Here is a 25,402-nt window from a genome sequence, read left to right as displayed (position 1 = left end):
TTTTTGGTATAATCAGGCTTATGAAATATAAAGTTTTAACACAAATACCTGAGTTTTTATCTAAATTTAAAAAAATAACTAACATAAAAAGAGTTGATGATTGCGCTTTGGAAATAGTATTTGATGGAAATTATCCTCTTGTCTTTGATTTAAATAAAAGCAACTCAAGTATATACAAAACAGATGAAAAAATCGCCGTAAAAGAGTATAAAGCGCCTTTTGATATCACGCTCAAAAAGCGTCTAAACTCATCAAAAATAGACTTCGTAGAAGCTCTAAAGAATAATAGAATATTAAAAATTAAAACCACGCTAAACGGCTCATATAAGGCTATTAGTTCGATTTTATATCTCGAGTTTACGGGGCGATTTACGAATATCATTTTAACTGATGAAAATGATATCATCTTAGAAGCCTTAAGACATATGGAAAACGAAAAAAGAACTATAAAAGTTGGCAAAAAATTAACCATACTTGAGCCGTTTGATATAAAAGAAAGTGAGTGTGAGCAGATCACTGATTTTGATGAATACTTTAAAATGGAATTTTTACGTCTAAAAACCAAAAAATTAGATGAGATAAAACAGGTAAAACTTTTAAATTTAGATAAAAAAATTACGAATTTAAATGCAAATTTAAGTGAACTCCCCAGTAAAGAAGAGCTAGAAACTCAAAGTCATAAGCTAAATAAAAACGCAAATCTTATCATTGCAAATCTGTATCTTTTAAACGACTATGAAAGAGAGCTAAAACTTGCTGATGAAAATGGTGCAATTATAAATTTAAAACTCGAAAATAGCCCTAAAAATAGTGCCAATGAGATGTTTAAAGAGAGTAAAAAACTAAAGCAAAAAGCTGCCAATATAAGCTTGCAAGTTCTAAATTTAAAAGAGAAAATAGAGTTTCTAAATAAGCTAAAAAATATCATCTCACTAAGTAAAAGTACCAGTGAAATCAGTATTTTGTCACCTAAAAAATCGCAAACAAAATCAAATGCTAAGCTTAGCGATTTGATAGAGAATTTTTATGTAGGAGAATTTAAAATAAGCGTAGGAAAAAGCGAAAAAGGTAATGAATTTTTGCTTAAAAATGCAAAAAAAGATGACTTTTGGTTTCATCTGAAAGACAGACCCAGCACTCACGTCGTCGTAAAAACAAATAAACGGACATTAAGCGAGGATATCATAAATTTCGCAGCCAAACTCTGCGTTAGTTTTAGCACGACACAAAGCGGAAATTACTTGATAGACTACACAAAAAAGCAAAACGTAAAAGTCGTAAACGGAGCGTTTGTAAATTACGTAAATTACAAAACTATAGGAATACAAATTTAATATTATAGGATATGATTATATCTTTTAAGGAGAAACAGTGGTAAAAGTAGAATTTCTAGGACCTATAAACAAAGAATCTTTAGAGATAAAAGCAGCTAGTCTTGGCGAATTAAAAACTATTCTGAATCAAGATGAAAGTTTAAAAGAGTGGTTAAATTTAAGCGCCGTTGCATTAAATGACGAGATAGTTACAAGTCTTGATACCAAACTAAAAAGCGGAGATAAAATCTGCATTTTACCGCCTGTTTGCGGAGGTTAAAATGAACTCTGACATAGAACTTTTTAGCGGTAGCTTAAACGTCACTGAAATAACAAACCGCTGGTATGATAACAGTAAAAATTTAAATTACGGTGCGATCATAACTTTTGTAGGCGTCGTGCGCGATGAAGACGGCATAGACGGTCTTAGTTTTGATATCTATGAACCGCTGCTCAAAAAATGGTTCGATGCGTGGCAAAAGAAGGCGAAAGAAAAAAACACTACCATCTTTATGGCGCACTCAAAAGGTGATGTTCCAAACCATACTTCGAGCTTCATAGCAGGAGTGTTAAGCCCCAAAAGAAAAGCGGCGTTAACTATTATAAATGAGTTTGTAGAAGACTTCAAGGCAAACGCTCCGATATGGAAATATGATTTAAAAAATAAGCAAAGAATCTATGCGAAAGATAGGAGTCAAAAACTAGCCGGAGCAGGGATTTTAAGCTGATTTAAGGAGAAAAGATGAAAAATATATTTTTGATTTGTATGATTTTAGTAGGCTTAACAAGTTTTGCATACGCGAAAAATAGTGTTACAGCGACGTTTATAGGTAAAAATAGCAGTCTTAGCTTAGAGCTTTCTGGTATAAATATAAATTATAATTTCGTAGGAAATCCGGCTATTCCCGACTCAAACTCCGATGGCATACTCTCAAAATACACTAAAAGTCTATCGTTTTCAGTAAATTCTCAAGAAAGCAACGCAAAAGAGCTGTTAAAACTCATATCAAAAAACGATAAAGTGGATCTTGTCATTAAAACAGAAGTCAATGGAATAAGCAGCACTTATAAGATAAAAGATATCAAAGCTTATGATTTTTCAGCGGCTTACTCAAACTATGAAGATTATGAAAATAACACGACCTCACCTTTATCATCCAACATTTACTTCTCATTTTACTATGAAAATTTAGAGCTTGATGGCGTGAATTTAGTTAAATAATTAAATGTTTATTTATGGGCAAATTCAAAAAATTCGTCCATAATATAATGCATTTTTTAAAACCACATACAACAAGGTCAAAACTAAATTTATAAATTTTTGAATAAAGTCTCTATAAATTTAATATTTTTAAGTTACAATCCATCATCATATTGTTTTATATTTATTTAGATTTAGCACAGCAAGTTAAATTATATAATATAATAAATTTAAAATATAAATTAAATTTAATCTATGAAAGTGCCTAATACAGTTGTTTAATCTTATTTAAAATTTTTATCTAAATTATTAATATACAAATTAAATATTTAAGCTTGCTTTTTTTAAAAAATATTATAATACAATGAAAAATAAATTAATAAAGGAAGAATATGTTATTTGGCAGCAAAAGCATAGCGGGAAAAGTCTCATTTGGAGTATCCATACTTTTTATCATTTTACTTTTAGTTTTAGCGTTTATTAACTACTCAGACTCAAAAGACAACTCAACAAAACTTCTAGTTAGCGAGAGGCAAAAAGTGATTCAAGCATCTGAAAATCTAATGGACAGTCGTTTTGGAAGCGATATCAATACGATAAATAATCTAAATGACTATATCTCTAAAAACGACTATAGTCAACAAGAAATAGAAGATATATTAAAAATTATTGACAAAACTTCAAATTTTGAACTTCTTTATGTAGGTTATCAAAAAGACGGTATGATGATACGCTCAAACGGCGATAGTGGATTACCTTCTACTGAAAATGGTATGTATGATCCTAGAAATCGCCCATGGTATATAAATGCGGTAAAAGAAAATAGAGTTGTCATCACAGAGCCGTTTATCAGTAAAACAACAGGACAATTTACCATATCTATCTCAAAACCGATATATAAAAATAGCGAACTTATCGGCGTTATAAGCGGACAAGTAGCATTAAATGAAGTAAATAAAAAATTTGCAGAGCTAGGAAACGCCGAGGGAGCCTATGTGCTTCTTATGGATAAAGACGCCAAGATTATCATGCATCCGACAATCGATTATATAGGTAAAACGCTTAGTGCTACAAAAGAAATTCTCAAAAATTACCAAAATAAAAATTTTGATAAATACGGCAGACTTACATATACTCACGAAGACGGATCTTTGAAAATAGGACAATGCGCAACTACTAAATTTGATGGATGGATTATTTGCAGCAACGTAGATGCTAAATACTTCCAAAGCAAAGTAGATGCTATATTATACAAACAACTTTTGATTTCGTTTATATTTATTATTATTGCAGCATTTGCGGTTTGGATTTTGGCAAAAAGACTATTACAACCGACACAATCTATAGAAAACGGTCTCAAAGACTTCTTTGACTTCTTAAACCATAAAAATGATAATCCTAAAGCTATAAGCTTAAAATCTAATGATGAGTTTGGAGTTATGGCTAAACTTATAAACGATAATACATCTAATATAAAAGATTCTATGGAACAAGACAATAAAGCAGTAAAAGAGTCTTTAGAAAAAGCAAATGAAGTTGAGAATGGAAATTTAAAAGCTAGGATAAATACTATACCATCTTCACCTGGACTTGAGAAGTTAAGACAAGTATTAAATAAGATGTTAGATACGTTAGAAAGAAAAATAGGAAGCGATATAAATGTTATTCAACAAACATTTGATAGTTTCAAAGAGTTAGATTTTACATCAAGAATTCCAAACGCTAAAGGTGAAGTCGAAAGAGTAACAAATCTTTTAGGAGATGAGATAGCTAAGATGTTAAAAGATAATCTAGCTCAAGCTAATAATCTTAAAGAAAAAGCAAATAGCCTAAAAGGATACGTAGAAAATCTAAATGAAAGCGCAAGCTCTCAAGCTAACTCACTTCAAGAAAGTGCAGCAGCCGTTGAAGAGATGAGTAGTTCTATGAGTTCTATCAATGAAAGAGCAGGAGATGTTATAAAACAATCAGAAGATATAAAAAGTATTATAACAATAATCAGAGATATAGCAGATCAAACAAACTTACTAGCATTAAATGCAGCTATAGAAGCAGCCAGAGCCGGAGAGCACGGTAGAGGATTTGCTGTTGTTGCAGATGAAGTAAGACAACTAGCTGAAAGAACCGGAAAATCTCTAGCAGAAATTGAAGCAAACGTAAACATATTATCTCAAGGAATCAATGAGATGAGTCAAAGCATAAATGAGCAAACTGAAGCAATTAACCAGATAAATGAAGCTGTTGCTACAGTAGATGAGCAGACTAAACAAAATGTCACTATAGCTCAAAATAGTAATAAGATAACTAATGAGGTGGAGAGTATAGCAAATATCATCGTAGATGAAGTTAAAAAGAAAAACTTCTAAACACCCGTTTTATAAGTGCCTTAAAGGCACTTATAAATATATTATCATTATATCCGAAACACAAAACGACCCAAATAGCTTATTTGTAAATTTATGCTACAATCATTTTAAATTTAGAAAATTCAAGGCTCATAAATGAAAAGTTATAATGATAGTTTAAAAGATCTTTTGAGCTCGGCTCCTACTTGGGATAGAGTAGAAAGAATAGCTCTTAGCGCATCTCTTGGAAGAGTCGTATGTCATGATATAGCAGCTAAAAGCGACTATCCTGAGTTTGAGACTTCGGCGATGGACGGATACGCCGTTAAATTTAGCGATATGAACCTAAAAAAATTAAAAATTATAGGTTGTTTGCCTGCCGGAGTTAAAGGTGAAGATATAAGCATAAAAAGCGGAGAATGCATCAAAACCTTTACGGGAGCTATTATATGCAACGGCGCCGATACGTTAATTCCGATAGAAAACGTAACTGCGAACAAAGACTACATAGATATAAATACACAGGTAAAAAAAGGGTTTGCTGTAAGAAAAATCGGTGAAAGCTACAAAAAGGGTGATATTCTCATAAAAAAAGGGACAAAACTTAGTTACTCTGAATTAGGACTTTTAGCCGAACTCGGCATTAGCTACGTAAATGTTTTTGTTCGTCCGAAAGTAGCCGTTTTAAGCACCGGAAGCGAGATAGTGGATATAGGTGAAATTCCTACAAACAAAGCTCAAATTCATAGTTCAAATCATATTGCTATAGCAAATATGCTTTGGCTGATGAACTGCGAAGTAGTAACTTTACCTGTTATAAAAGATGATTCAAATTTAATAAAACAAACGATAAAAAGTGCACTTAAAAGCTGCGATTTTTTGATTACTACGGGCGGAGTAAGCGTTGGGGATTTTGATTTTATAAGAGATATTATGGGAGATTTTGAACTCGTGGTAAATAAAGCTGCCATAAAGCCCGGACGCCACGTAAAAGTAGCAAAACTAAGTGAAAAATATATATTTGCTCTTCCTGGATTTCCGTATTCTGCTATGGTGACGTGCGCTCTTTATTTTAGAGAGTTTATAAATAAAATTTTATGTTTGCAAGAAAACTATAGATTTAAAGCGATTTTAGATGAACAATACGTTAAAAAATCGGATTTTGAAGAGTTTAGTGCTGCTAGCATAGAAAATGAAAACGGTATTATAAAAATATCAACTTCAACGAAAAAATCAGGTTCTTCGGCAATTGTTTCAAACTTAAATAACAAAGCCGTATTGCTAAATTGTCCTTTAGAGAGAGACAAACTAGAAAAAGGTGAAGTAGTCGAGTATATTATTATGCTTTAATTTTTAAATTTGGATTACATTTACGATTTTAGCAGTATAATTCCAGCCAAATTAAATAAAGGCATAATAAATGCAATTTATCATAGATGGCGTAGAGTTTCATAAGTTTGCCATAACTACAAAACCGCTTATGGAACATTATTTGAGCGAGCTTGGAAATGAACTTGAAGTAGATATCAGCGACTACACGTTTGCCGCAAATTACATATGGCTTGAAAATGCAAGCGGATTTTATGCGATCATAGAAGATTCATTTTGTCTATTTAGTATGGCAGGAAGCGAGTTAAGTATGCTTTTACCGCCTCTTGGTAAACTTTGCAATCTGAAAAAAGCAATAGAAAAATGCTTTAATGCGATGAATGAAAATAATACCAAAACTCATTACGCAAGAATAGATTATGTTGCTGGATCTATTTTGGAAAAATTTGCCGCTCAAATAGAAAACGGAGCTAGTATATTTGATGCTTTTGAGGAGTACATTTTTGAAAAACAACTTGTGGATTATATTTACAAAAGCGATGATTTGATAGAACTTAAAGGCAATTCATACCATACAAAACGCACAGAAATTAATAAATTTAAAAACACATATCCAAATTTCAAAATCGAAACATTAGATCCAAAAGCCCACAGAGAGATAATAATAGATTTAGCAAACAAATGGGCGGCTGAGCGAATAAAATATATGCCGGCTGAAAAAATGGATGATTTTTTAGAAGGAATTTATCAAGAAAAAGCTGCTATAAAAAGAATGTTGGACCACTATGAAAAACTTGAATTAATCGGTATAGTTTTGTTCATAGACGATGAAATAAAAGGTTTTAGCGTAGGTGAAAAAATAAATGATGGAGTGGCTAGCGTGATCATAGAAAAAACAGATTTTGCTACTCTTGGTTCAGCGCAATTTATATTTAGAGAGTTTAGCAAAGTACTAAAAAACATATATAATTGCGACTTTATAAATGTCGGCGACGATATGGGATTTGAAAATTTAAAGAAAGTTAAGATGAGCTACAGACCAAACCACCTTGAAATCAAATACTCTATATATCAAAAACAATGACTATTCAACCAGCAAACAATAAAGATATAAATGAGCTTGCAAATTTAGAAACAAGTATTTTTGATAAGCTGAATTTTCCTATTTCAAAAGCAAGTTTTAGATACCATATAAAAAGAAATTTGATATTAAAATACGTCGATGAAGGTGAAATTTTAGGTTATATTTTAGTTTTAACAAGCTTTAAAATACCTAGAATTTATTCTCTCGGAGTCTCTTTGCAAGCAAGAGGAAAAGGCGTTGGAGCTGCATTATTAGGAGACATATGTTCTAAATTTAAAAATCTAAGATTAGAAGTTAGAAAAGATAATATAGGTGCGATAAAGCTTTATGAAAAATTTGAATTTAAGAATAAAAAGCTCATCCGCGCATATTATGATGACGGAATGGATGCGATAGAGATGGTTAGAACTTAATATCTTTTAAGTTAATTTCAAATAAAAGCCAGTTCAAATAGATACTTCGGCTATTATGAAAACTCTTAAATTAATATTACAAAAACATTAAAAATTTGTTATAATATCTACAAAGTCAGTTTGACTTATACAAATACAAGGAATTCTTATGAATACAAAATGGTTTATCGTTTCAGGTGGAGTTTTGGGTGTTTTAGCGGCACTTTTAGTGCAAGCCGGCAATCCGGGCAATATGGGAATTTGCGCAGCTTGCTTTCTTAGAGATAGCGCGGGGGCTTTAGGATTTCATAAAGTAGAAGCGTTGCAATATCTAAGACCGGAGATCTTGGGGCTTATCATAGGCGGCTTTTTAGCAAGTTTATTTTGGACGAAAGAATTTGCACCAAAAAGCAGTCCCGCGGCATTTTCAAATTTCTTTTTAGGCGTTTTCGCGATGATAGGAGCGCTCGTATTTTTGGGTTGTCCTTGGCGCGCATTTTTACGTCTTGGTGGCGGAGATATGACTGCGATAGCGGGATTTTTAGGACTAGGAGTCGGGGTCGGGGTCGGAATGTTTTTTAAAAGCAAAGGTTACAAAACAGAAAAAAGCGTAGCCGTTAGTAAAAATTTAGGTATTTTACCTGTAATTTTTAGCGTTATTTTACTTTTGGCTCTAGTTTTTGGACTAAAAGCCGGAAACGGTGCACTTTTTACGTCTATAAAAGGTCCTGCTAGTGAGCATGCTGCTATAGCGGTCTCTTTGATAGCTGGAGTTTTAGTTGGTGTATTTATGCACAAAAGTAAGTTTTGCTCAGTAGGCGCATTTTCAAAAGCTTTTAGAGGCGATTTTTCTATGTTTTGGGGCGTGATATCTATCATCGTTTTTGCAAGCATAACAAATTTAGCTTTGGGTCAGTATAAATTTGGTTTTGAAGCTCAACCCATAGCTCACAATGACTTTATATGGAACTTTTTAGGCATGGTTTTAGCGGGGCTTTGCTTTAGTCTTAGCGAAGGTTGTCCAGGAAAACATCTTGTGCAAATGGGGACTGGAAATTTAGGATCTGCTATATTTGTCATAGGAATGATGGCCGGAGCCGGATTTGCTCATAACTTTTTACTTGCAAGCTCAGGAGCCGGAATAACTGCTTACGCACCATACGCGGTCGGACTTGGATTTATATTTGCCATTTATCTTGGATTGTTTAACAAAAAATCGACAATATAAAATAAGTGCCAAAAAGGCACTTATTGCTTAAAACTTCTTCCTCTTAACCTCACTAACCACTTCATTAGCTATAGTTTCTACTTCTATAGTAACTCTGTCCGTATTGCTAGCTATAGCAAGGTTTTGTTTAGTCTGTTCATCTACGTTAGCAACAGCTTCATTTATCTGGTTAATTGCTTCGGTTTGTTCGCTTATACTTTGGCTCATTTCATTTATGCTTTGGCTTAGTATATTAACATTGGCTTCAATCTCTCCTAAAGACTTTTGAGTTCTCTCAGCTAGCTGTCTTACTTCATCTGCAACAACAGCAAATCCTCTACCGTGATCTCCGGCTCTGGCTGCTTCTATAGCAGCATTTAATGCTAGTAAGTTTGTTTGATCTGCTATATCGCGTATAATAGTAATTATATTCTTAATATCCTCAGACTGTTTTATAACTTCTCCCGCTCTTTCATTGATAGAGCTCATAGAACTACTCATCTCTTCAACGGCTGCTGCGCTTTCTTGAAGTTGAGTTAGCTTGGCTTCTTGCACTATCGTTTAACGTAGTTACGTACTCTTTTAAGCTATTTGCTTTTTCTTTAAGATTGTTAGCTTGATTTAAATTATCTTTTAGCATCTTAGTTATCTCATTACCTAAAAGATTAGTAACCTTTTCAACCTCTCCTTTGGCATTAGGTATATTAGAGGTAAAATCAAGATTTTTAAAATCATCAAATGTTTTTTGAATAACATTTATATCAGATCCTATCTTGCCTTGAAGAGTATTTAGCATACTATTTAATACGTCTTTTAACTTTTTAAGCCCAGGAGAGTCCGGTTCATGCATTATTCTAGCTCCTAGATTTCCTTTTTCAACTTCACTAGCTCTAACTAATGCTTCTTCTACTGCTTTAGCATCTTTATCTAAAGACTCTTTTATAGAGCTTATATTAGAATTAATAAGACTAGCCATAACTCCAAACTCATCATTTGATTTTAAGCTTATAGCTTTAGGATTATCATTTTTATGGTTTAAGAAGTCAAAGAAGTCTTTGAGACCACTTTCTATAGATTTAATAGCTTTTAGAAGATATGATTTGCTAATTAATAGTATCAAACTTGAAAGTATGATGATAGTGATGATAAATACGGTAAATCCTATAGTAAGTACGCTTATATCACTAGCAAAGTTATTATTAGCTTTTAAATTTTCTTCGCCGAGTTTTTCAAGTCGTTTTTCTAAAACAGATCTATATGATCTCCATGTAGGGGTTAGATCTTCTAAATCCGTGATTGTGACTTTTTCGCCTTTTTTGGCTCCTTGTAATATATCGTTTTGTATAAACAATAACTTATCTGATTGATTAGCAGCGTTTGCGGGGCCTCCAGACAGCTCTCTATACTTATTTCTAACAACTTCAAAATCTTTCATTGTAGCTTCTAAAATATCTAAAGCATCTTTATCATTTATATCTATATACAGTTGCCTTACGGTCAAACCGGCTCTTTCGCCATTAATAATATTTTTATATAGCAGCTCTTGTCTATCTGATATACTATTAATTTCTTTGAAAGATAAATTGACTTTAGAAATAAAAATTTCTACAGTGACAAATAGGGCAATAAGCATCGCCATTAAAATAGCTATAATCGCTATAACTTTGGTATTTATCGACTTCATAGATGAGGTCTCCTTGAATTTTATTTTGATGAATGATTTTACAAATTTACGTTAAATTTATTATTAATACAATAATAATTATAAAATCATACAATATTAGAATATTAAAAGATCGATATAATAGTATCTTTTTATTAAAAAATAATATGATTTTTGCTAAATATTGTCATTATAAAGTAATTCCAATGCTTGATAAAATTACCAAATTGCATGTGGAAATACTTTCAATTTAAAAATATACTTATTTATTTAAAATATCTCTTAGCTGCTTTTCATTGATTATAGAAGAATTGTATTTTACAACGTAGCCTTTTTGATTTTTATATCTCTCTACTATGCCATCAACAAAATCAAGTTTGCTAAGATCAGCATCTTTTAAGTATAAATTTTTAAACAGCTTAGGATCGCTGAGCATAAATAGTAAGACAAGCCAAAAAACAGATAAAATAGAGTAGAATATAGCAAGATATGTTATATTAAATTTATGTAAAAAATATCCGCCGACAGCTCCTCCAAGAAAACTTCCGGCGTAACCAAACGCATTAAAAACTCCAAGAGCCGCACCTTTTTGGCTGGCTAATGCAAATTTGCTAGCGCAACTTTGCATTATAGGCTCATGCAGATTAAATCCTATAAAAAAAAGAGTTACTCCGATTATAAAAGCAAGGCTATTTTCACTAAAAGCAAAATCCAAATAAGAGATGATAAATAGAACAACGCCTATTAAAAGCAGCTTTTTGCTATGACCTTTGGCGTCTCCTAAAAATCCTGCTAATCCCATCGATATAAATCCAAAAACCATAGCTGCTAGATAGACTATCCAAAGCCTACTGCTATCATATCCTAAATGATTTACTAGAACTATAGGTATGGCTACGAATGCTGCGCTCATCAACATTTTTTGCATCAAATTCGTAATATTCATAATAAAAAGATTTTTTTGAGTGATTAAATTTAAAAAAGGAGCTTTAGCATCATGATGATGTATTTTACTCTCTTTTGGCACTACAGTATAAAGCAAAACAATACAGGCAAAAGTAAGAGCCGCAGAGAGATAAAATAGACTAGCAAGCCCGAACTTAGAACTTAAAATCGGACTAACAACCATAGAAATAGCAAACGCTACACCGATCATGCCGCCCATTATAGCCATCGCATGACCACGTTTTTCTTCGGTAGTAAAATCGCTTATCATGGCAGTAGCCACGGCTCCGACAGCTCCGCTTCCTTGAACTAAACGCCCGATTAACATAGTATAGATATCAGTAGCTTGCGCGCATATCAAAGAGCCTATTATAAATACGATTAAGCCAAAAGTCATTGTATTTTTACGTCCAAACTTATCGCTAAGACTACCAAAAGGAACTTGCAAAGCCATCTGAGTAAGAGCGTAACCTCCGACTAAAAGCCCGACTAAAAGCTCATTTGCGCCCTTTAAATTAAGCGCATACAGACTAAGAACGGGCAAAACCACAAAAAGTCCAAAAAACCTTGAAGCAACAATAAAACTAAGCGGTAAAACTGTTTTAATCATATCTTTCCTTGCATTAATTTGCATTAAAATAGTGATTTTAACATAATTTTCTTTGTTTGCAAATTAAATAGGGCAATTTTTATCTGCTAACTTTAATGGCTATTTATCAAATTTATTATCACCCGAACTTACCGCTAACATACTCTTTTAAAAGTTTTTCTCTAGGCTCTTCAAAAATCTGTTTAGTTTTGCCGTATTCTATTAAATTTCCAAGATACATAAATGCAGTAAAATCGCTAACTCTAGTAGCTTGAGCCATATTATGAGTTACGATTACTACCGTGTATTGCTCTTTTAAGCTATTAATAAGTTCTTCTATGGCTATAGTCGATATCGGATCAAGCGCACTTGTTGGCTCGTCAAATAGCAAAATTTCAGGATTGACCGCAATTGCTCTGGCTATGCAAAGTCTTTGTCGCTGACCGCCGCTAAGTGAGCCGGCGTCTTCATTTAGTCTATTTTTAACCTCATCCCATATATTTGCTCCTTTTAAAGACTTTTCAACTATCTTTGAGAGAGTTTTTTTATCTTTTATACCTTGAAGCTTGAGTCCGTACTCGACATTATCTTTTATGCTCATAGGAAATGCTGTTGGCTGCTGAAATATCATACCAATTTTTGTTCTTAAATTTATGAGATCTGTTTTTGGACGTAAGATATTTTTACCATTAAATATTATCTCGCCTTCATATCTATTTCCTGGATATAGATCGTGAATACGGTTTATAGAACGCAAAAGAGTAGATTTACCACAGCCACTAGGACCTATCAAAGCGGTTACTTTTCCCTCTTTTATGGGTAAATTTATCTTATTTAAACTAGGGCTAGATGATCCGGAGTACCAAAATGAAAAATTATTTATACTTAAATTTAAAGACACTTCTTTTCCTTTATTTACGTATTAAAACTCTGCCTAGGATATTTACTCCTAGTACAAAAATAGCTAATATAAAAGCACCTGCCCATGCTACTGATTTTAAACTCTCATCAGGCATTGAACTAAAGTCGTATATGCTTACTGTGAGCGATGGAATCGCGTTATTTAGATTAAAATCAAAAAAGTCGCTGTTTGCACTTGTAAATAAAAGAGGAGCCGTTTCTCCAGCAACTCTTGCTATAGATAGCACGATTCCTGTTAATAATCCGTTTTTAGCGGCTCTAAAAACTACGCTTGTTATACATTTATACTTAGTTGCTCCAAGAGCAAAGCTAGCTTCTCTTAATGTCTTTGGAACCAAACTAAGCATATCGTCAGTAGTTTTTAAAACAACCGGTATCATCATAACCGCAAGCGCAAAACTTCCTGCCCAACCGCTATATGAGTTCATAGGTTTTACCAAAAGGGCATAAGCAAACGCGCCTATGACAATACTTGGAGTACTCATCATAATGTCGCTTATATTTCTTATCAAATTTAACTTTTTTTGATTTACGCCGTACTCGCTAAGATACGTTCCTGCTAAAAGTCCCACAGGGATACCAACAAAAGACGCTATAGCAACTAACTCTAGCTGACCTAAAAATGCGTTTGCAAGTCCTCCAAAAGCAGTAGGAGATATAAATATTTCAGCGCTAAATCCAGCCATACCTTTTACAACTACAGTGGCTATGATCCAAAACAAAAACATCAAACCAAATACCGTAAATACCACGCTTAGATAAGTCGCTATTTTGCTTATTAATACTCTTTTATTTATCGATTTTTCTTTAATATTTTTAAGCTCGCTCACTTTGATTCTCTCTTTCTTAAAAATACAAACTTAGCTGTAGCTATACTTATAAAACTAATAACAAATAAAATAAGTGCTAGATAAAACAGGCTGCTTTCATAAATTTCATTTCCCATAGCTTCACCAAACTGAGTAGCAAGAGTTACTGGAATCGAAGTAGCTGGCTCTGTTACGCTGCTCGGTATTTTTGAGATACCTCCTAGCAAAAATGCAACTGCCATAGTTTCGCCAAAAGCTCTTCCCAAAGCTAAAATTATAGAACCCATAATGCCGGCTTTCGCATATGGAAATACAACATCTTTTATAGTATCAAATTTAGTAGCGCCCAAAGCGTAAGCAGACTCTTTTAACACTTGTGGAGTAGTTGCCATAGCGTCTCTTGAAACAGAAGATATAAACGGAAGCACCATAACGGCTAGAACCATACCGCCGCTTAAAAGCCCAAATCCACTCCCGCCAAAAACGCTTCTTACTAAAGGAACAAAATATATAAATCCCCACATACCATAAACTATACTTGGGATTGCGGCTAAAAGCTCTATATTAACGCTAAAAAAATTCCTTATTTTATAAGGAGCAATTTCTGTTAGAAATATAGCGATACCAATCGCAACAGGAGTTGCTAAAATCATAGCTATAAAAGTAGAAACGATGGTTCCGTATATACTAGCAAGTCCTCCAAATATCATAATATTTGCGTCCCACGTAGTATCAAATAAAAAATTTATTCCGAATTTAGAAATAGCAGGATAAGCTTTATAAACAAGAGATAAAAAAATAGCCAAAAGTACTACTAAAACTATAATAGTCGATATTCTTGCCGCATTAAAAAATAACTTTTCTATGATTATATTTTTTTGAATTTTTATCATATATACTCTTTATACGGACGTCTTAAATTTAGATTATGACGTCCTGTTTTTTATTTTTATATCTATTTTGGATTTACTGCGTATTTAGTCCAGTAATCATAGATCATATCTGTTGTTACTTTTGGTAATGGTTCATATCCTAACTTTTTAGCTGCTTCTAAAGCGTCTTTATCGCTAAATGCCCAGCTAAAAAACTTAGTAACTTTTTTACCATCATCAATTTTATCATTAGGAATAAGAATAAATGTTGCTGCTACTATAGGATAACTACCTTTACCGCTTGAATAAGCTAATACGTCATAAAAGTTCTCTTCTATTTTGAAATTTGAGTTTGCGGCGGCTTTTGCAAAGTTTTGCGGTGTAGGCTCTGCCCAATCACCGTCTTTGGTTTGCAAAGTAGCGGCGTTTAGTCCGGTTGATAATTTATAGGCGTATTCTATATAGCCTATAGAGTTTGGAACTTGTTTAATAGTACTTGCAACAAGAGGATTCCCTGCAGCAGGAGTGACTTTTGCTCCCCAATTTATAGTTTTATTTGCACCATACTCTTTTGCCCAACTCTCGTCTGATTTAGCCAAATAACTTGTAAAATTAAATGTAGTTCCGCTTGAATCACTTCTTACGACAGGAGTTATCAAAGCATCGGGAAGTTTTAAATTTGCATTATCTTTTTTGATTATTTCATCATTCCATTTTGTTATTTTACCTGAAAATATACCGGCGACCGCTGCAGCTGAAAGCTTAAGCTCGTGATCTTTTATGCCTTCGATATTATAAGCTAATACAACGCTTCCTATGATAGCAGGAAATTGAAGTAATTTTTTTTCTCGCAACTCGTCGTTTTTCAAAGGCAAATCAGTGCCGCCAAACTCGCCATTTCTATCAGTAATAGCGCTTATTCCCTTGCCGCTGCCTCCACCATTGTAAGTTACTTGATTTGAAGTGGCTTTATAATAGAGTTTGCTCCACTCTTTATATACGGGAAGCGGAAAAGTAGCTCCTTGACCCATTATTTTATCAGCCGCATTTAAACTAAACGCAGATATCGCACTAGCTATAGTTAAAGTAGCAATTTGTTTCAACATTTTATCTCCTTTGATTTTGTTAAATTGCGGAATTTTAACTATACTTGGAAACAAAATGGAAACAAAACAAAAACATATTTTTAGTATTTAAATTTATAAAAAATATAGATTAAAGTGATTTTAAATTTAAAGATATAAATTCTAGGTAATTTTTTAAATTTGGAAGCTCTTTTTTACTTAGTGCCAAAAAATAATCATTTCTAAGATCTTTTTTATCGTATCGCAGCTCTTTTTCATCTTGCAAAGATACAACTATACCTCCACTCTCTTTAAGCAAAAACTCTCCGGCTGCTATATCCCATATGCTAGAGCCGCAAAATCTTGCATAAACATCCGCATTTCCTTCACTGAGCCTACAAAACTTAAGTGCCGAACCGCATCTTAATATATCTAGCCCAAAACGATTAGCTATGATATCTACACTTTTTGAGTGGCTGAAATTTCCTGATATAATATAATTTTGTTCTAAGCATGAACTATTTAAAATTTCACCGTTTTTATAGACCTTCGAGCCGCCCATACTGTAAAACATCTCATCGCTAGTTGGAGCATAGATTACGCTTAAAATAGGTCTAGCGCAATCTATCAAAGCTATACAAACACAAAATTCACCGTTCTTTGCTATAAATTCTTTTGTGCCATCAAGCGGATCAATAAGCCAAAATTTAGAATTCGCGTCTCTTTTTTCATAATCTAATATCTTCTCTTCAGAACATATAGGAATACCAGAACTCTCCAACTCTTTAAATATGGCCTCATTAGAAGCTAAATCAGCACTAGTTAATGGTGAATTATCGTTTTTGATGGTTACATCGTAATTGTCATAATGTTTTAAAATCGCTTTACCGGCTGCTCTAGCAGCCTTTAGCGATAAATTTAGAAGCTCTTTCATTGCTCTTTAGGAGGACAAGTAGGTCCTACGTAAAGCTGTCTTGGACGAACTATTTTTATGGTATCTTGTGATTTTAGCTCCATCCACTGACTAAGCCACCCAGGAACTCTTCCCATGACAAATATTGCCGCAAACATCTCATTTGGAATACCAAGAGCTTTTAGTATAAGCCCGGAGTGAAAATCCACATTAGGATATAAATTTCTTGATACAAAGTAATCGTCATTTAGTGCTATCTCTTCTATTCGGCTTGCTACTTTTATAAGATTATTATCTATGCCGATCTCATTTATAAGCTTATCTCTAAGACCTTTTAAAACTTTTGCTCGCGGGTCAAAGTTTTTATAAACTCTATGGCCAAATCCCATTAAACGGAATGGATCATTATGATCTTTTGCTCTTTTAATAAACTCATCAACCCTATCTGGAGTTCCTATCATCTCAAGTTGCCTGATAACTCCTTCATTTGCACCTCCGTGAGCGTGTCCCCAAAGAGCGCCGATACCGGCGCTAATACATGAGTAAGGATGAGCGTGAGTAGATCCTACGGTTCTAACTGTAGTAGTTGAAGCATTTTGTTCATGATCAGCGTGAAGCATCAAAACAGTATCAAAAGCCTTGACTTCTATAGGTTTTAAATCTACCTTATCGTGAGGAAAAGCTCTTAGCATATATAAGAAATTTTCTGTAAATCCGCGATCTAAATTCGGATATATTACAGGAAATCCTCTAACATGACGATAATAAAACGCTATAAATGTAGGAATTTTTGCCACTAAACGTTTTGCAAGCTCCATATAATCATTCATATCATCAAAATTCATATCTCTTTTATAGTATGCACTCATGGTAGCTACGCTTGCTTGTAAAACGGCCATAGGATGAGCTTTATCGGGAAAACAGTCAAATAATCTAATCATTTTTTCATTTAAAAAGCTTCTCTCTTTTAACTCGCGTCTAAATAGCTCCAGCTCCTCTTGGCTTGGCAGGTGTTTGTTAAATAGTAAATATACTACATCAAGATAAAGTTTATTTTCAGCTAGCCACGCTATATCGTAGCCGCGGTGCATCAACTCTCCTTTTTCTCCATCGATAAATGTTATAGCAGAACGGCACATTGCAGTACTTGTATAACCTCTATCAAAAGTAAACATTCCGGTGTTTTTATAAAGCGTCGAAATATCTATAACACTAGGACCTCTTGTTCCATCTAATATGGGAAACTCATAACTTTTACCGTTTCTGTTATCTGTCAGTGTTACTGTATTACTCATTTTCATCCTTTTAGTGTGAATATCTTAAAATATTCTATCCAAATTTTATTTAAAAAAAATCATTATAACATACTAAATTTACTACTTAAGCCTCGTTTTAAGATAATATGTAACTTTTATAAGCACCATAGCCAAAATAGCCTCAAATAAACTTGCTAATATAAATGAAAAATATAGTTCTTTTTCGATATTATTAGCATTATAAGCCACGGTAGCAACCGCTACTAAAAGAGTTAAAGGCATAGATAGGGATAAACCATACAAAATACTGCCATAAGCTCCGAGTTTCTTGATAAATATAAAAGAACTAACAACACGAATAAGCGTCATAAATAAAAGCATAAGAAGAGCATTATCAAGAACGCCTGGTATAAAAATATAGTTTAAATCCACGGTTGAGCCGATATATACAAAAAATATAGGAACTAAAAACCCAAATCCAAAACTTCCTAATTTATGAGGTAGATCTTTTTTATGATCAAAAAATGTAGCTATAAAACTTCCGGCTATGAACGCCCCGAGCACAATTTCTAAATTTAAATATATCATAACGGCAACCGTGCCAAAAAACATAGCCATAGAAAGTCTTATATCTTTCTCATCTTTATCATAATGAGGCATAAGAAGTATTTTTAGATTCGGATACCACCAAAAAAGTACCTCGAGTCCTTTAAATCCAAGTATACAAAGAACGATAAATATAATAAGATAATTTATACTTGTATAAAGTTCGCTACTGTTACCAAACTCTACATATGCACCTACTAAAGTTAGCAAAGCTATGCTTATCACTTCGCCTATGCTTCCTGTGATCATAGCGATATTTAGCCACGGCTCATTTTTACCGTACTCTTTAAATAGCGTTGAGAGCATACCAACAGACATAACAGGTATTACTATAAATACCAAAAATGCAGGCTCCAACCATATACCTAAAAACGCAGCTATCACGTATAAAACTGATAGATAAGCCAAAATAAGTTTTAATACTTTCTTATCTATCTTAAAAAACGAGCGTAAATCAATCTCTGTACCCGCTAAAAACATTAAATAAAAAAATCCGACTTTTGCAACTATCTCAAATAAATCGTTATTAGGAAGCAGACCAAAAAAACCTAGAATTATCCCGAGAGCTATCTCTATAGGAGCAATCGGGATTTTTGTGAGTTTTGAAAAATACGGCGATATAAAAATTATAAACGCCAAAACAATAAGAATAGAAAGCTCGTTAGTGGCACTGTGATGCAAACTCAAAGCCTCTATTTCTAAGCTCCTCTATATCTTTACTAGCAACTTCTCCGCTGGTGGTTAGATAGTCGCCTATAACTATAGCGCTAGCTCCGTTTTCTAGTATCTCGTACTGCCTATCTCCTAATACTATTTCTCTACCTCCGGCCACCATTATACGGCACTGAGGCAATGTTTTAGCAGTATCTCTTATGATTTCCAAAGCTTCATCGGTGCTTAAAAGAGGTTGCTTGATTTTCAAAGCAGGATTTGGTATAAAAAAATTAATCGGACTTGAAAAAGGATTTAGTTCTTTTAAACTAGCTCTAAAACTAAGCCTATCATCTTGACTCTCCCCAAGTCCGTAAATTCCACCACAGCATAGCTCAAGACCGGCTTTTTTAGCATTTAAATTCGTATTAAATCTATCATCCCAACTATGAGTTGTACAAATTTGAGGAAAAAACTCTCGACTTGTTTCTAAGTTATGGTTGTAGCTAAATATTCCGACTTTTTTAAGCTCTTTTAAGCTCTCATAGCTAGCAGATCCGTTACAAGCTATCAGCATTAAATTAGGTGTTTCTTTTCGTAACATTGTTGCAACTTCGCATATAAACTCAAGCTTTTTATCATCAAGTCCTAATCCGCTAGTCACGAGACAAAATCCAAGAGCATGATTTTTACTGGCAATTTTAGCTTCATTTAGTATCTGTTCTAAATTTTTTTGCTTGAATTTAGGGATGTCGGCTTTTATATGCGCACTCTGTGTACAGTATGCGCAGTCTTCGGCGCAATTTCCGCTACTCACGTTACAAATTGCACATAACATTACCATTTTACTCATTATTATTCCCTTCTTTTTTAAATTTACAAGCAGAACATTCGTAAAAATTGCCTTTCTTAAGCTCTTTATAAACCATCATTTCACCACATTGCGGGCATTTTTGATCTGTAGGTTGGTATTTGCTTATAAAGTTACATTTTGGATAGTTTGCGCACCCAAAAAATTTACCTTTTTTACTAAATCTCTCAACTATATCTCCGCCGCATTGAGGACATGCTACACCGATTTTTTGCGGCTCTTTTTTTTCAATTTTAGCTTCATTTTTTAAATTTCTAGAATATTTACATTTTGGAAAATTCAAACAAGCGATAAATTCGCCGAATCTTCCTTTTCGCTTTACAAGCTCTCCGCCGCACTCGGGACACTTTTCACCTATGGGCTCGGTTACTTTTTGACTCTTTATATTTTTTTTACCGTCATCTATTTTTTGCATAAAAGGATGATAGAATTTAGATAAAACTTCTTGCCAATCTGCTTTATTTTCTGCTATATCATCAAGTTTCTCTTCCATTTTAGAGGTAAAATCGCTATCTACTATATCATTAAAATGCTCTTCAAGCATACTAGTTATATTAAATGCTATCTCGTTTGGAATAAGCTGTTTTTTATCTACTTTTACGTAATCTCTGCTAGTAAGCAAAGAAATAGTCGGAGCATACGTACTTGGTCTGCCTATACCAAGACTCTCAAGTTTTTTTACCAAACCGGCTTCTGAATATCTTGATGGCGGCTCGGTAAAATGACTTTGGCTGCTTAAGCTTTCAAGCTCCATTTTATCGCCTACGTTTAAATTAGGAAGAATCCTATCTTTATCAAGATCCCCATAAACTCTGTAAAATCCATCAAACGTAAGCTTTCTGCCCGAAATTTTAAAAATACTGCTTTTACTGTTTATAAATATATTTTGAGTTTCTGATACGCTTGCAGACATTTGACAAGCCAAAAATCTATTATATATAAGAGTATAGAGTTTTAGTAGATCTTTTTCTAAAAACTTAGCCGCCTCTGTCGGAGTAAAGCTTAAATTTGTAGGACGAATAGCTTCATGAGCTTCTTGAGCTCCTTTGTTTTTTGTAGTGTAAAAATTTGCAGATTTTGGAAGATATTTATCGCCGAACTGCTCTTTAATCAGGTCTCTAGCTGCACTTATAGCTTCTTTAGCTAAATTTAAGCTATCTGTTCTCATATATGTTATAGCGCCCATAAAACCGTTATTTGTCTGTACGCCTTCATATAAATTTTGCGCTAACATCATAGTTTTTTTGGGGCTAAATCCTAGTCTATTTGACGCACTTTGCTGCAAAGTAGAAGTCATAAACGGAGGCTGCGGACTTGTCTTTCGCTCTTTGCTTTCTACGTTTGCGACACTAAAACTCTCATCTTTTATTTTATCAACTATAAATTTTGCACGATCTTTGTTTGTTATAGTAAGCTTTTCTATCTTAGAACCCTCAAACTCAACCAGTTCAGCTTCTAAATCTTTTTTAAATTTAGTATCTATGCTAAAATATTCTATAGGTTTGAAATTTCTTATTTCGCGCTCTCTATCTACTAATATCTTCAAAGCCGAACTCTGAACGCGCCCCGCACTAAGACCTCTTTGGATTTTTGAGTTTAAAAGCGGGCTTAATTTATAACCGACTATCCTATCTAAAAGTCTTCTTGCTTGTTGAGCATTTACGCTATCCATATTTAAACTACGCGGATTTTCTAATGCATTTTGTATGGCAGATTTTGTTATCTCGTGAAATACAATTCTTGGAAGCATCTCAGGTTTTTTACCTATTGCGGCTGCTATATGGTATGCTATAGCTTCGCCCTCTCTATCCTCATCGGTAGCTAGATATATGGTATCTGCATTCTTTGCTAGATCTTTTATTTCTTTTACTATAGCGCTGTGATCGCTACTTACTCTGTACTCTGGCGTGAATTTATCATCTTCTATTTTTATGCCGAAGCTAGACTTTGGAAGATCTCTAATGTGACCTTTACTAGCTATAACTTTATACTCGCTACCCAAAAAATTTTTTATAGTTTTTGCTTTCGCTGGAGATTCTACGATAATTAACTTGCTCATCTTTAAACCCTAGATTTTATTAGGCGTAATTCTATCTAAAAAATATAAAATGTATATAAAATATAAGCTTTACAAAAAGTTCAGCAGGAGTATTGTAAGCAGCTTTTAAACTAATTAATCGCCAAGCTTTAACCCGTCTTTGTTTAAATAGTACATTTTATTTGCAACTCTACTTATAAACTCTTTGTCATGAGACACTATGATCTGAGTTATATCAAGCTTAATAAGCAGATCTGCTACTTTTTCTTGCATATCAAAATCAAGCGCGGCAGTAGGTTCATCAAGCAGTAAAATTTTAGGCTCATTTACCAATACCCCGGCTAATGCGACAAGCTTTTTTTCACCGCCTGAAAGATGAAAAACTATCTTATCTCTTAAATGCCATATATCAAGCTCTTTTAAGATATCTTCGGCTCTTTTATCGGCGATACTTCTTTGTATGCCTATCGTAAGTAAGCCAAAAACAACATCTTCAAATACATTTGGACAGATGAACTGATCATCGCTATCTTGAAACAAATAACCAATCAAATACCTATATTTTTGATACTCTTTTAAATTTAAAATAGTATTATGAAATATCTCTATTTCTCCGCTATCGGGATTTCTAAGACCGCCTATTATTTCAAGTAAAGTTGTTTTACCACAGCCATTTGAGCCTATTATTGCTATTTTATCTTTATGCCCCGCATTTAAACTTAAATTTGAAAAAATAGTTTTTCCGGCTATTTTAGCAGAGATATTATTAAGACAAAGAGTGCAACTCATATGATATTTCCTAAACTTAATATATATATAAATATAGTAAATCCTAGTAAAATTATATCTAAAATGCCTATTTTTTGCCTATTTTGAGAGTAAAATTTACCTTGAAATCCTCTGCATATAAATGTTTTTTCTAACATTTGAGATTTATGAAACGCTATTAAAAACAGCATTGCAACTAAATTTCCATATGTTTTATAAGTAAAAAGAGAGCTGCAAGGCTTAAATCCTCTTGCTCTAAGTGTTTTTTTAATTCTTTGAAACTCGGATTTAAACTCATCTATAAATTTCACAGTAAAATAAAATACGGCGCTTATCTTGTCACCTAGTTTTAAATTTGAAACGGCTCTTGCTATGGCATATGAATTTGCTGAGCTAAAAACCGATAATCCAAAAAATAAGATCAAATTTGATCTTATAAAAATAAGCGCAGCTAAATGATAATTGCTATACATAATCGCGCTTAGAGCCATTAAAAATATAAATAAATTTAAAAACAGCATCTTTTTAATTATAATAAAAATAGTGTTAAATCTAATAAATAACAATAGAAGAGCAGGTAGAAAAAAAGCAGCGTCGATACTACTACTAAGCGCTACCTTAAAGCTAAAAAGTACAAGGCAAACCAAGCCAAAAGATAAATTTAGCTGCAAGCAACCTGCCTTCTTTTTATAATATACAAACAGCCAAATATAATTGCGATAGCCGCAAATCCGGCTATAAATTTAAACACATACATCATTGTACTATCATCAGTATCTATCGGAAGCGGATTTTCGGCCTTGAAGCTTACTCTTTTTTCGTGCGCAAGTCCGCCGTCTACTAATATATCAAACTCGCTCGCTACTATTTTTGCTCTAGCTTCGCCTTTTGAATCCGTTTTTACAGTGCTTAGAATTTTGTTATCTTTTATGAGCTCGACCTTACACTCTTTACAAGGCGAATTACCATAAAAATAGCTTTTGATTAAAACAAAACCGTTTTCTTCTTTAGCAAACACTTTTAGTGAGTGAGCATTTAAAGCTACTGCCGCGCAGATTATTAGCATAAATTTTATCATTTTAATAAGTCCTTATTTACTTTATAAATAAAAGATATTCCAAACAGAGATATAACTCCTTCTATCGCCATAAGAGCTAAATTCGAAACAAAAGCCAAAGTCGCAACCGGCAAAAACTCATTTCCGTTTAATGCCAAAACTAAGCTTAAAATCAAAGATGATACGAAAATAGGCACAAATCCGACTAAAAACCAATTTAAAACTCTAAATTTTTTGAATGAAAGTTTTAAAAAATAAAATCCAAGTACGGCGGGAGACGCTATCATCAAAAGATTTACTCCTAACACGGTTATACCGCCATATCCAAATAACAAAGCTTGTAAAAGTAAAGCTGCAAATATCGCCAAACCTGCATTGAATCCTAAGAAAGCCCCGATCAAACCGCTCAAAATTAAGTGAATTGAAGTCGGACCAATCGGAATGTGTATAAAAGACGCTATGAAAAACATAGCGCTCATACAAGCTATCTTAGGAATATCATTAAACTTCAATTTATATAGTAGATACGCTATCCAAATACCCCCTATCACAGCTGCTGGAACTATGATCTCTGGTTTTAATACTCCTTCGCTGATATGCATCTAATACTCTTTAGTTTCGACCCAAATAACACTGCCAAGTTCAACCGGATAAGTTTTACCGTCTTTTTTAATAGTCTCATCATCATCTATTAAAGCTGAAAATCCCCACCAGCCAGCAAGAGGCATAGCAAAACTAAATTCTCCAAGCTCATTTGTTTTTACTTCTTGTGTGATAAAATCCTCAGAAGGTGCCTTTAAGCCTTTCGTGTTGTAGTATTCAACCTCAACCATGACATTTTTGGCTCTTTCTCCTTTATATAAAACTATTCCTGAAAACAGATTTCCTTTATATAATCCATAAGGTCTACTAATAGGTACTATTTCGGCTTTTAAGCCAATAGGACTATCCCAGCCCTCGCCAAATCCGTAAGCATTTACAACTGTTTTTGTAATATGTCTTATAAACTTATCTTCAGCCGCTTCGAAATACGGCTTTGGATCAACATAAAATTGATACATTCCGGGATTTTTTACTTCGTAATTTGCAGTATAATAACTCATTTTACCATCTTTTTTCTCGGTTAAATTTGATATTGGATTTTTCTTCCCATCTACAAATACTCCTGTTTCAACCGGTTTTTCCATATTCATCATCATCTGTTCAAACGGATGAGTAAATCTATAAGTTATACTCATTTTCGCTTCTTTTTCATCATTTACGGTCGAGCTAGAAGGGATCACTACTCCAAAATGTGCAAACGAACTTGTACAAAATAGAGTTAAGATTGCAGACGCTGCTAGAAATTTAGCTTTCATTATTATCCTTTTTATAAAAATATTACCGTAATTATGCGACTTATAAACTTAAATTTAGATAAAACTATATATAAATGAAAATTGTTATCTAAATAAGCTAAATATTATTAAATATATATTTAGTTTTTAAATTTCAAACTAAATATATAT

23 protein-coding genes and 3 pseudogenes are annotated in these 25,402 nt (G+C 33.3%); 10 read left to right on the top strand and 16 right to left on the bottom strand.

What is annotated here, in order from left to right; genetic code table 11:
• Positions 1-20 precede the first annotated feature (20 nt).
• The 10 genes and pseudogenes from DQN38_RS00980 to yedE all read left to right on the top strand — a co-directional run bounded on the left by DQN38_RS00980 (position 21) and on the right by yedE (position 8,892).
• Complete coding sequence (locus tag DQN38_RS00980) at positions 21-1,334, top strand: NFACT RNA binding domain-containing protein (RefSeq protein ID WP_065843947.1); 1,314 nt, start codon at positions 21-23, stop codon at positions 1,332-1,334.
• 37 nt (positions 1,335-1,371) lie between these two features.
• Positions 1,372-1,593 carry a MoaD/ThiS family protein gene (locus DQN38_RS00975; protein ID WP_002848211.1) on the top strand — a complete coding sequence of 74 codons (222 nt, stop codon included), beginning with the start codon at positions 1,372-1,374 and terminating at the stop codon, positions 1,591-1,593.
• 1 nt (position 1,594) lies between these two features.
• Positions 1,595-2,041, top strand: coding sequence for a molybdopterin synthase catalytic subunit (locus tag DQN38_RS00970; RefSeq protein ID WP_065843948.1), 447 nt, complete (start codon positions 1,595-1,597; stop codon positions 2,039-2,041).
• 14 nt (positions 2,042-2,055) lie between these two features.
• On the top strand, positions 2,056-2,535 hold the full coding sequence (locus tag DQN38_RS00965) for a hypothetical protein (protein ID WP_065843949.1): 480 nt from the start codon (positions 2,056-2,058) through the stop codon (positions 2,533-2,535).
• 371 nt (positions 2,536-2,906) lie between these two features.
• Positions 2,907-3,704: pseudogene (locus tag DQN38_RS09225) on the top strand (PDC sensor domain-containing protein); the annotation flags it as partial.
• A 774-nt stretch (positions 3,705-4,478) separates the two neighbouring features.
• A pseudogene (locus tag DQN38_RS09220) lies at positions 4,479-4,880 on the top strand (methyl-accepting chemotaxis protein); the annotation flags it as partial.
• A gap of 135 nt (positions 4,881-5,015) precedes the next feature.
• Positions 5,016-6,209 carry a molybdopterin molybdotransferase MoeA gene (locus tag DQN38_RS00955; RefSeq protein ID WP_111738136.1) on the top strand — a complete coding sequence of 398 codons (1,194 nt, stop codon included), beginning with the start codon at positions 5,016-5,018 and terminating at the stop codon, positions 6,207-6,209.
• 70 nt (positions 6,210-6,279) lie between these two features.
• Complete coding sequence (locus DQN38_RS00950) at positions 6,280-7,272, top strand: DUF2156 domain-containing protein (protein ID WP_011731729.1); 993 nt, start codon at positions 6,280-6,282, stop codon at positions 7,270-7,272.
• Positions 7,269-7,685, top strand: a complete 417-nt coding sequence (locus tag DQN38_RS00945; protein WP_002848204.1) for a GNAT family N-acetyltransferase — start codon at positions 7,269-7,271, stop codon at positions 7,683-7,685. Before DQN38_RS00950 ends, DQN38_RS00945 begins: the two co-directional genes overlap by 4 nt.
• Positions 7,686-7,833: 148 nt before the next feature.
• A complete protein-coding gene (yedE, locus tag DQN38_RS00940; protein WP_011731728.1) occupies positions 7,834-8,892 on the top strand; it encodes a YedE family putative selenium transporter in 1,059 nt (352 codons plus the stop codon).
• A gap of 27 nt (positions 8,893-8,919) precedes the next feature.
• Here yedE and DQN38_RS00935 read toward each other — a convergent pair.
• The 16 genes and pseudogenes from DQN38_RS00935 to DQN38_RS00860 all read right to left on the bottom strand — a co-directional run bounded on the left by DQN38_RS00935 (position 8,920) and on the right by DQN38_RS00860 (position 25,252).
• Positions 8,920-10,555: pseudogene (locus tag DQN38_RS00935) on the bottom strand (methyl-accepting chemotaxis protein).
• 241 nt (positions 10,556-10,796) lie between these two features.
• Positions 10,797-12,089 carry an MFS transporter gene (locus DQN38_RS00930; protein WP_002848200.1) on the bottom strand — a complete coding sequence of 431 codons (1,293 nt, stop codon included), beginning with the start codon at positions 12,087-12,089 and terminating at the stop codon, positions 10,797-10,799.
• 118 nt (positions 12,090-12,207) lie between these two features.
• Positions 12,208-12,969 (bottom strand): phosphate ABC transporter ATP-binding protein PstB, encoded by a 762-nt coding sequence (gene pstB, locus DQN38_RS00925; protein WP_002848198.1) that lies wholly within the window; start codon positions 12,967-12,969, stop codon positions 12,208-12,210.
• A 10-nt stretch (positions 12,970-12,979) separates the two neighbouring features.
• Positions 12,980-13,819 carry a phosphate ABC transporter permease PstA gene (gene pstA, locus DQN38_RS00920; RefSeq protein ID WP_002848196.1) on the bottom strand — a complete coding sequence of 280 codons (840 nt, stop codon included), beginning with the start codon at positions 13,817-13,819 and terminating at the stop codon, positions 12,980-12,982.
• Positions 13,816-14,691 carry a phosphate ABC transporter permease subunit PstC gene (gene pstC / locus DQN38_RS00915; RefSeq protein WP_002848193.1) on the bottom strand — a complete coding sequence of 292 codons (876 nt, stop codon included), beginning with the start codon at positions 14,689-14,691 and terminating at the stop codon, positions 13,816-13,818. The genes pstA and pstC overlap by 4 nt, the downstream gene beginning before the upstream one ends.
• 62 nt (positions 14,692-14,753) lie before the next feature.
• Positions 14,754-15,776 carry a phosphate ABC transporter substrate-binding protein PstS gene (gene pstS, locus DQN38_RS00910; RefSeq protein WP_065843764.1) on the bottom strand — a complete coding sequence of 341 codons (1,023 nt, stop codon included), beginning with the start codon at positions 15,774-15,776 and terminating at the stop codon, positions 14,754-14,756.
• Positions 15,777-15,885: 109 nt separating this feature from the next.
• Positions 15,886-16,668 carry a 3'(2'),5'-bisphosphate nucleotidase CysQ family protein gene (locus DQN38_RS00905; protein WP_002848188.1) on the bottom strand — a complete coding sequence of 261 codons (783 nt, stop codon included), beginning with the start codon at positions 16,666-16,668 and terminating at the stop codon, positions 15,886-15,888.
• Complete coding sequence (locus tag DQN38_RS00900; RefSeq protein ID WP_002848186.1) at positions 16,665-17,942, bottom strand: citrate synthase; 1,278 nt, start codon at positions 17,940-17,942, stop codon at positions 16,665-16,667. The genes DQN38_RS00905 and DQN38_RS00900 overlap by 4 nt, the downstream gene beginning before the upstream one ends.
• 81 nt (positions 17,943-18,023) lie before the next feature.
• The gene (locus tag DQN38_RS00895) at positions 18,024-19,190 is read right to left on the bottom strand and encodes a cation:proton antiporter (RefSeq protein WP_011731725.1); all 1,167 of its coding nucleotides are present in this window, start codon (positions 19,188-19,190) and stop codon (positions 18,024-18,026) included.
• Complete coding sequence (locus DQN38_RS00890; protein ID WP_065843763.1) at positions 19,171-20,013, bottom strand: biotin synthase; 843 nt, start codon at positions 20,011-20,013, stop codon at positions 19,171-19,173. The genes DQN38_RS00895 and DQN38_RS00890 overlap by 20 nt, the downstream gene beginning before the upstream one ends.
• The gene (topA, locus tag DQN38_RS00885; protein ID WP_011731723.1) at positions 20,006-22,090 is read right to left on the bottom strand and encodes a type I DNA topoisomerase; all 2,085 of its coding nucleotides are present in this window, start codon (positions 22,088-22,090) and stop codon (positions 20,006-20,008) included. The genes DQN38_RS00890 and topA overlap by 8 nt, the downstream gene beginning before the upstream one ends.
• 114 nt (positions 22,091-22,204) lie before the next feature.
• A complete protein-coding gene (locus tag DQN38_RS00880) occupies positions 22,205-22,858 on the bottom strand; it encodes an energy-coupling factor ABC transporter ATP-binding protein (protein WP_065843762.1) in 654 nt (217 codons plus the stop codon).
• Positions 22,855-23,508: an energy-coupling factor transporter transmembrane component T family protein gene (locus DQN38_RS00875; RefSeq protein ID WP_011731722.1), complete on the bottom strand. Its 654-nt coding sequence runs from the start codon at positions 23,506-23,508 to the stop codon at positions 22,855-22,857. The genes DQN38_RS00880 and DQN38_RS00875 overlap by 4 nt, the downstream gene beginning before the upstream one ends.
• Positions 23,499-23,915: a hypothetical protein gene (locus tag DQN38_RS00870; RefSeq protein ID WP_038452675.1), complete on the bottom strand. Its 417-nt coding sequence runs from the start codon at positions 23,913-23,915 to the stop codon at positions 23,499-23,501. Before DQN38_RS00870 ends, DQN38_RS00875 begins: the two co-directional genes overlap by 10 nt.
• Positions 23,912-24,496, bottom strand: coding sequence for a cobalt transporter CbiM (gene cbiM / locus DQN38_RS00865; protein ID WP_002848175.1), 585 nt, complete (start codon positions 24,494-24,496; stop codon positions 23,912-23,914). The genes DQN38_RS00870 and cbiM overlap by 4 nt, the downstream gene beginning before the upstream one ends.
• Positions 24,497-25,252 carry a DUF4198 domain-containing protein gene (locus DQN38_RS00860; protein ID WP_065843761.1) on the bottom strand — a complete coding sequence of 252 codons (756 nt, stop codon included), beginning with the start codon at positions 25,250-25,252 and terminating at the stop codon, positions 24,497-24,499.
• Positions 25,253-25,402 lie beyond the last annotated feature (150 nt).

The organism is Campylobacter fetus subsp. fetus, from assembly GCF_900475935.1.
Lineage (GTDB): Bacteria > Campylobacterota > Campylobacteria > Campylobacterales > Campylobacteraceae > Campylobacter > Campylobacter fetus.
The sequence above is the reverse complement of the archived record's forward strand: the minus strand, read 5'-3'. Positions and strand labels throughout refer to the sequence as shown.